Annotated in this window: 10 protein-coding genes and 1 riboswitch; of the genes, 7 read left to right on the top strand and 3 right to left on the bottom strand. The window is 66.8% G+C overall.

The window, feature by feature from the left end:
- Positions 1-417: 417 nt before the first annotated feature.
- Entirely contained in the window at positions 418-1,422 is a 1,005-nt protein-coding gene (cobD, locus tag AC0QTX_RS09200; RefSeq protein WP_474603531.1) for a threonine-phosphate decarboxylase CobD, read from the bottom strand.
- A gap of 11 nt (positions 1,423-1,433) precedes the next feature.
- Between cobD and cbiB the strand changes: the two genes are divergently transcribed.
- Positions 1,434-2,420, top strand: a complete 987-nt coding sequence (gene cbiB / locus AC0QTX_RS09195) for an adenosylcobinamide-phosphate synthase CbiB (RefSeq protein WP_474603530.1) — start codon at positions 1,434-1,436, stop codon at positions 2,418-2,420.
- Here the strand turns inward: cbiB and AC0QTX_RS09190 are convergent.
- Together AC0QTX_RS09190 and cobO are read right to left on the bottom strand one after the other, a co-directional pair.
- Positions 2,407-3,849: a cobyric acid synthase gene (locus AC0QTX_RS09190; RefSeq protein ID WP_474603565.1), complete on the bottom strand. Its 1,443-nt coding sequence runs from the start codon at positions 3,847-3,849 to the stop codon at positions 2,407-2,409. The two genes, cbiB and AC0QTX_RS09190, sit on opposite strands and share 14 nt — an antisense overlap.
- 12 nt (positions 3,850-3,861) lie before the next feature.
- Positions 3,862-4,467, bottom strand: a complete 606-nt coding sequence (gene cobO / locus AC0QTX_RS09185) for a cob(I)yrinic acid a,c-diamide adenosyltransferase (RefSeq protein ID WP_474603529.1) — start codon at positions 4,465-4,467, stop codon at positions 3,862-3,864.
- 104 nt (positions 4,468-4,571) lie between these two features.
- A riboswitch (cobalamin riboswitch) is annotated at positions 4,572-4,758 on the top strand.
- A gap of 119 nt (positions 4,759-4,877) precedes the next feature.
- Here cobO and AC0QTX_RS09180 point away from each other — a divergent pair.
- From AC0QTX_RS09180 to AC0QTX_RS09155, 6 genes are read left to right on the top strand one after another with little or no spacing between them, the layout of a single operon-like run.
- Positions 4,878-5,513, top strand: coding sequence for a HupE/UreJ family protein (locus AC0QTX_RS09180; RefSeq protein ID WP_474603528.1), 636 nt, complete (start codon positions 4,878-4,880; stop codon positions 5,511-5,513).
- 20 nt (positions 5,514-5,533) lie between these two features.
- Entirely contained in the window at positions 5,534-5,929 is a 396-nt protein-coding gene (locus tag AC0QTX_RS09175; protein ID WP_474603527.1) for a DUF1636 family protein, read from the top strand.
- 26 nt (positions 5,930-5,955) lie between these two features.
- Positions 5,956-6,993 (top strand): cobalamin biosynthesis protein CobW, encoded by a 1,038-nt coding sequence (gene cobW, locus AC0QTX_RS09170; protein ID WP_474603526.1) that lies wholly within the window; start codon positions 5,956-5,958, stop codon positions 6,991-6,993.
- A 1-nt stretch (position 6,994) separates the two neighbouring features.
- Complete coding sequence (gene cobN, locus AC0QTX_RS09165) at positions 6,995-10,552, top strand: cobaltochelatase subunit CobN (protein ID WP_474603525.1); 3,558 nt, start codon at positions 6,995-6,997, stop codon at positions 10,550-10,552.
- The gene (gene cobG, locus AC0QTX_RS09160; protein WP_474603524.1) at positions 10,549-11,847 is read left to right on the top strand and encodes a precorrin-3B synthase; all 1,299 of its coding nucleotides are present in this window, start codon (positions 10,549-10,551) and stop codon (positions 11,845-11,847) included. The genes cobN and cobG overlap by 4 nt, the downstream gene beginning before the upstream one ends.
- Positions 11,844-12,476 carry a precorrin-8X methylmutase gene (locus AC0QTX_RS09155; protein ID WP_474603523.1) on the top strand — a complete coding sequence of 211 codons (633 nt, stop codon included), beginning with the start codon at positions 11,844-11,846 and terminating at the stop codon, positions 12,474-12,476. Before cobG ends, AC0QTX_RS09155 begins: the two co-directional genes overlap by 4 nt.
- The last annotated feature ends 7 nt before the right edge of the window (positions 12,477-12,483 follow it).

Below are 12,483 nucleotides of genomic sequence, written 5' to 3'. Positions count from 1 at the left end.
AATCAGGGAGGTGCGACACTTTGCGCTGCACAGATGTCAGCGCCTTCTTCTGAAGCGTGGCTTTTTTCCAAACAAGCGGGCATCCCAGCATGCAGGAGACAAGAATCCGTTTATTTGAAGGATTTAGGGCCTGCCATCGCATCACGACAAGGTGAATAGCCAAGTTTAGTCGGTGAGCTTTTCATACCGAAGTCTAAGCCTGACGATAGGATCCTACGTAATTTCCACTATTCCCTTCGGCAAGCAAATCGGTTTATGCATTTTCTCATTGATGCGGAACAATTATATACAAGTTCACCAAAGATATACTTCCTAAGACTACCGTGTTGGAGGGGGCAGACACGGTTGAAGCCGCGAACCAGTCGACTAGACTGGACGCGGCTTTTCTTTTTGCTGGGCAATGGAGACCTTGAAGGCTTATCTGATGGAGAAGCGTGCCAATACTGCCGCAAGGCGCCGCCATTCAGCTTCGGTGCAGGGCAATCCGAACCGCAACAGGTCCGGATCATACTGGAACCGCCGCACCCAGATGCCATGATCTCCCAAATGCCGGAAGAGTCCGTGAGCTTGCCGACTGTCCAGGAGACGATAGAGGATCGTCCCTCGAAGGGGTACATCCGCGAGGGGACTTAGAAGAGCATCCAGTCGGCTGGCATCGGCGGCACGGGCAGCCTGAGCCGATTCCAGCCACTCCCGGTCGCGGAGAGCCTTCCGGCCCACCTCGATGGCTGGTCCCGAGACGGCCCAGGGGCCAAGCGCCGATCTCAGCATTGCTGCGATGGGCTCCGGCGCCAGCGCAAAGCCGATCCTGACCCCCGCCAGACCGTAGGTTTTGCCGAAGGACCGCAGGACGATCGCGTTGGACGGCAGCGAGGGCACGAGGCTCTCGCCTGGATCGAAATCGGCAAAGGCCTCGTCCACCACCAGCCAGCCGCCTTGCGGGCGGAGCTCCTCGGCAAGGCGCAGCAGGGCCTCGCGCTCGAGGAGCCTTCCATCGGGGTTGTTGGGATTGACCAGCACCACGATGTCCGCGCCGTCGAGGCGGTCCAGGGACTGGACTTCCACCACGCCATGCCCGTCCTTGCGCCATGCCTGGGCATGTTCCGCATAGGTCGGCCCGAGAACAGCCACGCGGGAACGCGGCCGCAGATGGGGGAGAAGGCTGATCAGCACCTGCGTCCCGGGCGCCGCAACTACCATCGCGGCGTCCTTGGCTCCATAGGCTTCGGCCGCAGCGGCCTCAAGGTCCCGGTGATCGGCCGGCGACGGCAGCCGTGTGAACAGGGAGGCTGGAAAGAGAGGCACCGGATAGGCTATGGGGTTGATCCCCGTCGACAGGTCGATCCACGGCTCCGGCGCCTGCGGAAACAGCCGCCGGGCCTCGTCCAGATCGCCCCCATGCCAGATCCGCACCTCACTCATCCCGTTCACCCATGGCCCTCTCGGACAGCCTGCTCATCTTAAGCCTCGCCCTCGCGGCGGAGGCGGCTGTGGGCTATCCCAACCGCCTTTACACGTGGATCGGGCATCCCGTCACCTGGATCGGGCGGCTGATCAAGAGGTTCGACCAAAGCTTGAACCGGGATGCCTGGTCTTTCGAGCAGCGACGGGTCGCCGGCATCCTCGCCCTGCTCATCCTCCTCACCGGCTCTGGACTGGTTGCTTGGGCGTTGAGCCTTCTCCTCCAGCCTCTCGGCCTCATCGGCATTCTGCTCCTGGCGGTTCTTGCCAGCAGCCTAATCGCTCAGCGCAGCCTGCACGAGCATGTGACAGCGGTCTCGAAGGGGCTGCGCGCTGGCGGGATCAATGGTGGGCGCGAGGCCGTCTCGATGATCGTCGGGCGCAATCCGCAGAGCCTGGACGAGGCCGGCGTATCCCGCGCCGCCATCGAAAGCCTGGCCGAGAATTTTTCGGACGGGATCGTGGCCCCGGCCTTCTGGCTCGGGCTCGGCGGACTTCCCGGTGCTGCGCTCTACAAGGCTGCCAATACGGCCGACAGCATGATCGGCCACCGCACCCCCCGCCACGAGGCCTTCGGCTGGGCGGCGGCGCGCTTCGACGATCTCGTGAACCTCCCTGCCTCACGCCTGTCGGCGCTGCTCATCGTCATGGCGGCCGCTCTGCACAGGGGGGCCTCCCCGCAGGGCGCATGGCGCGCCGTCCGCCGCGATGCCCCGCATCACCGCTCGCCCAATGCAGGCTGGCCCGAGGCCGCGATGGCGGGAGCCCTCGGTCTGCGCCTGGCAGGACCGCGCGTCTATGGCGACTTACGTGTCGATGATCGCTGGATGGGGGACGGACGCGCCGACGCAGATGCGCATGACATCGATCGCGCGCTTGCTCTGTACCGTACGGCCTGTGCGCTGCTCTTCGGCCTTGCGGCAGGATTGACGCTGATCGCCTGGATCATCGTGCGCTGATTGCCAGCAGCCGCTCGCAGTCGAGGTGAGTTTCAAGGTGATCGGCGAAGCGATCGAGGATGTCGTCCACGAGGGCTTCATAAGCGAGGTCGCTCGTCTCGGCTCCGAGCAACTGGAGCCACCGCGCCCGCTGCCGGTCGTCCGAGAAGAGGCCATGCACATAGGTGCCTGTCACGCGGCCATCCGGCGAGACGGCACCGTCCGCCTGCCCGTTCGCCAAACGCGCGAAGGGCTGCCGCAAGGCGTCGGGCCCTGATGTCTCGCCGATATGCATCTCGTAGCCGGAAAGCGGCACGCCATCGACAGAGCTGCCCGTCACCTCCTCAAGCCGCTTCCTCGCCGTGAGCGTGGTCGTGACGTCGAGAAGCCCTAACCCCTCGATGGAGCGGCCCGCCTCGCCCTCGATACCGTAGGGATCGTCGATGCGGCTCCCCAGCATCTGGTAGCCGCCGCAGAGGCCGAGCACCCGCCCGCCTCGGCGCACATGCGCCTTGAGGTCGATGTCCCAGCCCTGCAGCCGCATGAACGTCAAATCGTCGATGGTGGTCTTGGAGCCTGGCAGCAGCACGAGGACCGCGTCGGCCGGAAGCGGTTGGCCGGGCTCGACCAGAACCACCTCCACGCCCGTTTCCTCGCGCAGGGGATCGAGATCGTCGAAATTCGAAATCCAGGGCGTCACCGGCACGGCGATGCGCACCGACCCTTTACGCCCCTCACGCCGCAATCCCAAACCGTCCTCCGCCGGAAGGCGCGCGGCATCGGGAAAATGCGGCACGAGGCCCAGAGCCGGCCAGCCGGTGCGCTCGGCCACAAATTGCATGCCGCTGTCGAACAGAGCGGGATCGCCGCGAAAGCGGTTGACGATGAAGCCGCGGATCATGGCGGCGTCCGCCTCGTCGAGCACCGCCTTGGTGCCCACAAGGCTTGCGATGATGCCGCCGCGGTCGATGTCGCCCACGAGGACCACGGGCACGTTGGCCGCGCGGGCGAAGCCCATATTGGCGATGTCGCCGGCACGCAGATTCACTTCCGACGCCGAGCCCGCCCCCTCCACGAGCACGAGGTCGGCCTCGTTCGAGAGATGCGAAAAACTGTCGAGCACCGCCTCCATGAGGCGCGGCTTCCACGACTGATATTCCCGCGCCTTCGCCGTGCCGACGACGCGCCCCTGCACCACCACCTGCGAGCCGATCTCGCTCTGGGGCTTCAGCAGCACCGGGTTCATATGAACGCTGGGCGCCACGCCCGCCGCCCTGGCCTGCAGCGCCTGGGCGCGACCGATCTCACCGCCGTCGGCTGTGACCGCAGCGTTGTTCGACATGTTCTGAGGCTTGAACGGCAGGACCCTCAGGCCTTTTCGCGCAAACACCCGGCACAGGCCCGCCACCATGAGCGACTTGCCCACATTCGAGCCGGTGCCCTGCACCATGAGTGCGCGCATCTAGAACTCCACGCCTTCCTGAGCCTTCACCCCGGCGGCGAAATGGTGCTTCACCAGGGTCATCTCGGTGACGAGATCGGCGGCCTCGATCAGCTCCGGCTTGGCGTTGCGCCCGGTAACCACGATGTGGAGGTCGGGCCGGCGCTGCCGCAGGGTCTCCACCACCTCGGCGAGCGGCAGATACTCGTAGCGCAGGGCGATGTTGAGCTCGTCCAGCACCAGGAGGCGGATGTCCTTCCGGGCCATCAGTTCCCTGACCTTCTCCCAGGCGCGTTCGGCCGCCGCCACGTCGCGGGAGCGGTCCTGCGTCTCCCAGGTGAAGCCCTCGCCCATGGTGTGCCACTCCACCTGATCACTGAACCGATCCAAGGCCATGCGCTCGCCGGTTTCCCAGGCGCCCTTGATGAACTGGACCACGCCCACCTGGAAACCGCGCCCGAGCGCCCGCAGCATCAGGCCGAAGGCCGCCGTCGACTTGCCCTTGCCGGGGCCGGTATGGACGATGAGGAGTCCCTTCTCGACGGTCTTGGAGGCGACCTCCCGGTCCTGCACCTCCTTGCGCTTGATCATCTTGGCGCGGTGGCGCGCCTCTTCGTCCTGGGTCATCCCGGCCTGCTTTCCTGTGGAAGGGCCGCACCATGAACAGGCTGAGACCCGATTTCAAGGCCGGCCATTCTCGATGCCCAGGCTTGAAACATCCCCCCCGGCCAGATAAGCATGGGAGTGACGGTGCCCCGGCAACGGGGTGAAAAGGGAATGCGGTGAGACACCGCGGCTGCCCCCGCAACTGTAAGCGGCGAGCCTTCGCTCCACATGCCACTGGGCCTCACAGCCCGGGAAGGCGGCGAAAAGCATCGACCCGCGAGCCAGGAGACCTGCCGTCAGCCTTTGCTTCTATCGGGTCTGTCGGACGGGGTGTGCCGACGGTGACCGTAGTCGAATGACCCTCGTCGTTCGGTTCCGTCCGTGGAAGCGCACCAGACTCAAGAACCCAGAGTCTCCCGACGGAGAGAACGATGACCGCACCGATCCTGCCCAAGACCCGCCTCCTTGCCCTGACGCTCGCCGGCCTTGCCGCCGCGACGCCCGCTCTCGCCCACCATCCCATGGGCGGCATGACGCCAGCTACCTTCACCCAGGGCCTGCTCTCTGGTCTCGGCCATCCTGTCATCGGTCTCGATCACCTCGCCGCCCTCGTGGGCGTCGGCCTCGTCGCCTCGCGCTTTGCCCGTGGCCTTGCGCTTCCGGCTTTCTGGCTCGTAGCCATGGCGGCCGGTGTCGGCCTTCATCTCGCCAGCGCCGACCTGCCCTACGAGGAGGCCCTCGTGGCGCTCAGTGTCGTGGCCATCGGCATCGCGGCGACCATGCGCACCACCCTGCCCTACGCCTTGATCGCGGCTCTGTTTGCCGCCGGCGGCGCCGTGCACGGCTATGCCCTGGGCGAATCCATCGTCGGTGCGGAGACCACCCCGCTCGCCGCCTACCTCGTCGGCCTGGTGGCGGTTCAGACGGCGCTCACGACCGGCATTGCTCTCCTTGCCCGCTCGCTTTCGAATGGCTCACTGGCAGTTCCCTCGCTCAAGCTGCGCCTCGCCGGCTTGGCCGTTGCTGTCACGGGCACGGCATTCCTCGCCCTGCCTGCCTTCGCCTGAGCGGATCGGCATCACAAGCGATGAGCTCATCCCCTGAGGAGATCTGCCTGCATGTCTGCGTCACCTGCCGTCAGGCGGGTGGCCCCGACGACAAGGCGCTCCGGCCCGGTGCGGTCCTTCACCGGGCGCTGACCGAGGCACTTGCCCAGCCCGATGCCCCGAAGGTGCGCGTGGAGGCGGTCGAATGCCTCTCCGTGTGCAAGCGGCCCTGCACCGTCGCGGTCTCCGGCCCCGGTCGCTGGACCTACATCTATGGCGACCTGAGCCCCGACACCTCGGTGGAGACCATTCTCGACGGCCTGCGCCGCTATGCGGCGACCTCGGACGGTCTCGTGCCCTGGCGCGAGCGGCCGGAAGCGTTCCGCAAGGGCGTGGTCGCCCGCATCCCTCCGTTTAAGACAGACAGCGCGGCCTGAACCAAGCCGCCGAAAGGCAAGCCTTCATGAGCGATCTTTCAAAGATCCCCTGCACGATCATCACCGGGTTCCTCGGCGCCGGCAAAACAACCCTGGTGCGCCATCTGCTGGAGAATGCAGGCGGGCGCCGCCTCGCGGTGCTCGTGAACGAGTTCGGCGATCTCGGATTCGACGGCTCCTTCATCGAGGGCTGCGGCATCGAGGGCTGCACGCAGGAGGACATCGTGGAACTGCCCAACGGCTGCCTGTGCTGCACGGTGGCGGACGATTTCGTCCCGGCCCTGAACACCCTGCTCAACCGGCTCAATCCCCCTGAGCACATCCTGATCGAGACCTCGGGCCTTGCCCTGCCGAAGCCCTTGGTTCGCGCCTTCAACTGGCCCGACATCCGCTCCCGCGTGACGGTGGACGGCGTGATCGCCGTGGTGGACGGCCCGGCCGTCGCTTCCGGCGCCTTTGCGGAGGATCCTGACGCATTGGAGGCCCAGCGCGCGGCGGATTCGTCCGTCGATCACGAGAGTCCGCTGGAGGAAGTGTTCGAGGATCAGCTCTTGTGCGCCGACCTCATCATCCTCAACAAGACCGACCAGATGCAGGCGGGCGACAAGGGCAAGGTGCTTGCCGAGATCAATGAGCATCTGCCCCGCGCGGTGAAGGTGATCGAAGCCGCTCACGGCAAGGTGGATCCGACGGTGCTTTTGGGCATGGGCGCCGCAGCGGAAGCCGACCTCGATTCCCGTCCCTCGCATCACGAGACGGCGGACGATCACGATCACGACGATTTCGAGAGCATCGCATTTCCCGTCGATCCCGTCGCGACGCCTGAGGCGCTTGTCGCCCGCGTCGAGCGCGCGGCGGAGGCCGCCGGCGTGCTGCGCATCAAGGGCTTCGCGCCCGTGAACGGCAAGCCCATGCGCCTCGTGGTCCAGGGCGTCGGGCAGCGTGTCGCGCACCATTTCGATCGGCCGTGGAAGGCGGACGAAGCGCGCGACGGCCGCATGGTCGTGATCGGCCTCAAAGGCTTTGACGTGAAGGCCGTCGAAGCCGCCTTGTGCGCAGGATGACATGCACCTTCTTCCGGTCACAACGGTATCCCTGGAGGACGGCCAGGAGGCGATCGACCTCCAGCAGCCTCCCGGGGATATCGTCGTCCTCTCCTTCGCGGACAGTGACCTCGGCGCGCTGGCGGCCGCCCATCGGCTGAAGGCAGGCGGACCAACGCTCCGCCTCGCCTCGCTGCGCCGCCTGCGCCATCCTCTCTCGGTCGATCTCTACATCGACAAGACGGCATCGAAGGCGCGCTTCGTCCTCGTGCGCTGTCTCGGTGGGCTCGATTACTGGCGCTACGGATTGGAGCGTCTGTCAGCAGCGTGCTGCTCGCGGGGCGTGAAACTTGCCGTGCTGCCGGGCGACGATCGTCCCGATCCGCGACTTGCCGCCTACGCTACGGTTTCGCAGGAACTCTGCGACGAGATCGAAGCCTATTTCCAGGCTGGCGGCATCGACAACATGAGCCGCCTGCTTGCACGCATTGACGCGGAGATCGATGAAAGTGATGCAGAGGTGGAAGCGCCGCGCGCTGCTCCGCGGGCATTCGCTTGGGCTCCCCCGCTCCACCGCTCCGACCTCATCCTGAGGAGCCGCGTTAGCGGCGTCTCGAAGGATCCCCCAGTGCACTCTGGAACCTCCTTCGAGACGCAGACTGCGTCTGCTCCTCAGGATGATGTCGGAGGTGTTCTTCCCTCCCCCTTGTGGGGAGGGACACAGGGTGGGGGTGCCGGCGATGAACTGGACCAGCGTGGTGCTCACACCCCCACCTCCAACTCCTCCCCACAAGGGGGAAGAGAGTCTGGTGGTAGCATCGTCGAGCCCGAGGATGCTCTCGCCCGCCTCTCCCGCGAACGTCCCTTCGCCTTCGTTCTTGTCTATCGCTCCACCGTTCTTTCGGGGGACACGCAGGCCATCGAGGATTTGTCGAAGGCTCTACATTCGCGGGGCATCGGGACTCTCGTGCTCGCCGTGTCGAGCCTGAAGGACCCGGAAGCGGTGGCGGTCGTTCGACGCGTGATCCAAGCCCGCCGTCCGGACGTGATCGTCACGACAACGGCCTTCTCGGCCCGGGACGATGAAAGCTTCGTGCTCGACGAGGCCGATTGCCCGATCTTGCAGGCGATCCCGGTCGGCAGCGCCAAGGATGCCTGGGAGGCCTCGCCGCGCGGCCTCTCCGCCGCCGACCTCGCCATGCAGGTCGCTCTCCCCGAGTTCGACGGCCGCATCGCGGCGGGCGCTGTTTCGTTCAAGGCCGAAGAACCCGAAGATCCGGCTCTTGCCTTCGCACGCCGTGTGCAGGCGCCGGATGAAGCCGGCATCGACACAGTTGCCGATATGGCAGCCGCATGGGTGCGGCTCGCCCGCACGCCACGCCGCGAGCGGCGGCTGGCACTCGTTCTCTCCGACTATCCCGCGCGCGGCGGCCGTGCCGGCTTCGCGGTCGGGCTCGACACGCCGGCGAGCGCCTGCGCGATCCTCGAGCTGCTGCACGGCACCGGCTATGAGGCCGGGCGGAACTTCACGGCGGATGACCTGATGCCGCGTCTCACCGAGGGTGAAGAAACCTTCGAGGTGCCGCTCGCAATCTACCGTGAATGGCTCGACGCGCTGCCGAGCGAACAGCGTGATGCCGTCGATGGGCGCTGGGGCAGCGTCCGGAACGATCCCGCATTCGGTGGCGACGCCTTCCGCTTCCGCGCCATCCGTGCGGGAAACGTGCTTGTCGCCTTGCAGCCCGATCGCGGTCACGGCCTCGATCGCAAAGGCTTCTATCACGATCCCGAATGCCCTCCGAGCCATGGCTATCTCGCGTTCTATTGCGGCCTGAAGGCTCTGGAGCAAGTTCACGCCCTCGTGCATCTCGGCACCCACGGCACTACCGAGTGGCTGCCCGGAAAGGCGGTGGCGCTCTCGCCCCATTGCTGGCCGCGCATCGCCATCGGGGCGATGCCGGTGGTCTATCCGTTCATCGTCGACGATCCCGGCGAGGCGGCTCCAGCCAAACGCCGGATCGGAGCCGTCACCATTGGTCATCTGACGCCGCAGACCGGCGAGGCTGGCCTGCACGGCGAGGCTGCGGCCTTGCGTGAGCTCGTGGAAGAGTTTTCCTCGGCCCAGGTACTGCATCCCGGACGCGCCGATCTCGTGGCAAGAGAGATCCTGGAGCGCGCGCAGGCGAGCGGCCTTGCTGCCGCCTGCGGCGTGGATGAGCGTATGCCGATGGACGAGGCCCTCACCCGCCTCGATGCGCATCTCTGCGATCTCGGCGAGGTGACGGTCCGCGAGGGGCTGCACGTTTTCGGCAGCGCTCCCGATGGTTTCGAAGCCAGCGCCGCCGGTGAGCGTGACGGATTGCTACGCGCTCTGGACGGGCGCTTCGTGACACCCGGCCCTTCCGGCTCGCCATCGCGCGGGCAGTCGGACGTGCTGCCCACCGGACGCAATCTCGCAACCCTCGATCCGCGTGCGATCCCCACCCGCGCCGCCACCGAACTTGGGCAGCGCGCAGCCGCGGAGGTGGTGCGCCGCCATCTGCAGGAGCAGGGCGACTGGCCGCGCCGGATCGTGATGGATCTCTGGGCCTCGCCGACGCTCCGCTCCGGCGGTGAGGACATCGCCCACGCGCTCGCGCTCATGGGCGTGCGCCCGACCTGGGACCATGCCTCCACCCGTGTGACCGGCTTCGAAATCGTGCCGCAGCCGCTCCTCGACCGGCCGCGCGCAGATGTGACGGTGCGGGTTTCCGGGGCATTCCGCGATACGTTCCCTGACCAGATCGCGCTCCTCGATCAGGCGGCCCGCGCAGTTGCCGCGCTCAATGAGGACGACGAGTGGAATGAACTCGCGGCCGCCCGTCGTCGTGGCGAAATGCTGTCGCGCGTGTTCGGCTCTGCGCCCGGAACCTACGGGGCGGGCGTGTCGGCACAGGCGCTCGACGGCGAATGGGTGACGAGAAGCGATCTCGGCAGTACTTATCTCGTAGGCACCTCTCATGCATTCGGCCCCAGCGGCGAGGCACAGGCCGATGAGAGCTTCCCGCAGCGCGTCGAGCAGGCGGAAGCCTTCGTTCATGTGAGCGACGTGGCCGAGCGCGACATCCTCGACGGCGATTCCGCAGCGGATGCCATGGGCGGCTTTGCGGCGGCAGCGCAGGCCTTGGGAGCTTCCCCTGCCCTCTACAGCCTCGATACGAGCCGCCCGCAGGCCCCGAAAGCCCGCACCCTCCCGGAAGACGTGGACCGCCTCGTCCGCGGCCGCCTGACGAACCCGCGCTGGATCGCCGGCCAGCTGCGCCACGGCTGGCGCGGCGCGGCCGAGATCGCGCAAGGGGTCGATGCGCTCTTCGCCTTCGCCGCAACCACGGACGCGGTTTCCTCGGCAAACCTCGATTACGTCTTCACGGCCCTTGTCGCCGACGAATCCGTCTGGCAACGGATGTCCGCCGCCAACCCTGCCGCCGCACACGCGATCCGCCAGCGTTTGGCGGAGGCGCGCCGGCGCGGCCTGTGGGAGAGCCGCCTCAATTCCGTTGCAGCCCTCTTCGACGATGAGCGAAAGGAGGCGGCCGAATGAACCCCCAGGCCGACATCGCGCGTCGTCGGGGCTGGTGCCCGGGCGTGCGCCGCCCGATGGCAACCGGCGATGGCCTGCTCGTGCGCCTTCATCCGTTCGGCGGCAGGCTTTCGGCTGATCAGGCGCGCTTCATCGCCCAGGCAGCGCTGGAACACGGCAACGGTCATCTCGACATCACCGCTCGCGGCAACCTGCAGATTCGCGGCGTGAGCGACGCGACCTATCCCGATCTGCTCGCGCCTCTTGAGCGCGAAGGCTTGGTCGAGCCCGAAGGCGATGGTCCGAACCGCCTCACAGCGCTCTCGCCGCTTGCAGGTCTCGATCCACTCGACCATTGCAACGCCCTTGCCCTGGCTCAGACCATCGAGGATTCGGCCGGTGCCATCGAGGACCTTCCCGCAAAGTTCTTCGTCGCAGTCGACGGCGGCGGCGCGATGCCCCTCGATGATCTCGGAGCCGACCTTCATCTGGTGGCGACCGGTGAGGAAACGATCGCTTTTGGGGCGCCCTCTTCCAACGGCCTGCATTGGATCGGCATATCGACCCTCTCGCACACACCCGATGCCGTGCACAGGATCCTTTCCGGCTTCGCGGATCTGAGACGCGAATGCAGGACCGAGGCGCGGCGTCTGCGTGATCTCATGCCCGACCTTGTGCGGGAGCTGGCAGCCCGCGCGGCTCTCGGCCCAATTCCCGAGCCGCCCCAGCGCGCTGCGGCTTACCGCGCCGGCGTTCTTTCACTCGGCAACGGACAGGCCGTTCTCCTCGCCCTGCCGTTCGGCCGCTGCAGCACCCAGCAATTGGCTCAAGCAGCCGATTGGAGCGAGCGCTTCGGCAGCGGCGAAATCCGCCTGTCCTTCACGCGGGGCATCCTGCTGCCGGAGATCGCACCTGAGCATGTGCCCTCCCTGCTCGGCGCGGCGGATCGCGCGGGCTTCGTAACCGATGCCGGCGACCCGCGCCTCTCCCTCTTCGCCTGCCCCGGTGGACCCGATTGCGGGAGCGGGCTCACGCCCGCTCCCGCCGACGCCCTGCGAATCGCGCTTTCCTGTGGAACCCTCCTCCGTCAGGGCACGACGCTTCACGTCTCGGGCTGCCCGAAGGGCTGCGCCCATCCGGGCAAGGCGGATCTCACCCTGGTGGGCCGCGCCGACGGCCGCTACGACGTGGTGCCGAATGGCTCGACCCGCGATGCGGCTTCCCTTCATCTTTCTCTCGAAGAACTCATGACCCGTTTATCGACTTTGGAATATACCGGCGATCTGCGCCGCACACTTGCGGAGGTCACGCGATGAGTGGGGCACGCGACTATATCCGCGAGGGTGCGGAAATCTATCGCCGCTCCTTTGCGATCATCCGGGCCGAGGCGGATCTGTCGCGCTTCTCCGGCACCGCCGAGCGCGTCGCCGTGCGCATGATCCATGCGTGCGGCATGACCGACCTGCCCCGCGATATCGATCTCTCATCCGACTTTGCCGAAGCTGCCGAAACAGCCCTCATACGCGGCGCGCCCATCCTCTGCGACGCCAAGATGGTGGCGAACGGCATCACCCGCGCGCGGCTGCCCACGAACAACGAGGTCGTCTGCACACTGGACGATTCCCGCGTTCCGGCGCTCGCGCTGGAGCTCGGCAACACCCGCTCGGCAGCCGCCATGGAACTGTGGCGCGAGCGGCTGGAGGGTGCGCTCGTGGTGGTCGGCAACGCGCCCACAGCGCTCTTCCGTCTGCTCGAAATGCTCGATGCCGGTGCGCCGAAGCCCGCCGCTGTGATCGGCATTCCGGTCGGCTTCATCGGCGCGGCGGAATCCAAGGAGGCGCTGGCCCGTGACCGGCGCGTGCCGTATCTCGTGGTTCACGGAAGGCGCGGCGGCAGCGCCATGGCGGCGGCAGCGGTCAATGCCCTCGCGAACCCGGTGGAGTGAGGCGGGC

Source organism: Microvirga sp. jy35 (genome assembly GCF_056148915.1).
The sequence above is the reverse complement of the archived record's forward strand: the minus strand, read 5'-3'. Positions and strand labels throughout refer to the sequence as shown.

Excerpts from the sequence above, each read along its gene's own strand:
- cobD (WP_474603531.1), bottom strand. The coding sequence starts at position 1,422 with ATGAGTGAGGTGCGGATCTGGCATGGGGGCGATCTGGACGAGGCCCGG.
- cbiB (WP_474603530.1), top strand. The coding sequence starts at position 1,434 with ATGGCCCTCTCGGACAGCCTGCTCATCTTAAGCCTCGCCCTCGCGGCG.
- AC0QTX_RS09190 (WP_474603565.1), bottom strand. The coding sequence starts at position 3,849 with ATGGTGCAGGGCACCGGCTCGAATGTGGGCAAGTCGCTCATGGTGGCG.
- cobO (WP_474603529.1), bottom strand. The coding sequence starts at position 4,467 with ATGACCCAGGACGAAGAGGCGCGCCACCGCGCCAAGATGATCAAGCGC.
- AC0QTX_RS09180 (WP_474603528.1), top strand. The coding sequence starts at position 4,878 with ATGACCGCACCGATCCTGCCCAAGACCCGCCTCCTTGCCCTGACGCTC.
- AC0QTX_RS09175 (WP_474603527.1), top strand. The coding sequence starts at position 5,534 with ATGAGCTCATCCCCTGAGGAGATCTGCCTGCATGTCTGCGTCACCTGC.
- cobW (WP_474603526.1), top strand. The coding sequence starts at position 5,956 with ATGAGCGATCTTTCAAAGATCCCCTGCACGATCATCACCGGGTTCCTC.
- cobN (WP_474603525.1), top strand. The coding sequence starts at position 6,995 with ATGCACCTTCTTCCGGTCACAACGGTATCCCTGGAGGACGGCCAGGAG.
- cobG (WP_474603524.1), top strand. The coding sequence starts at position 10,549 with ATGAACCCCCAGGCCGACATCGCGCGTCGTCGGGGCTGGTGCCCGGGC.
- AC0QTX_RS09155 (WP_474603523.1), top strand. The coding sequence starts at position 11,844 with ATGAGTGGGGCACGCGACTATATCCGCGAGGGTGCGGAAATCTATCGC.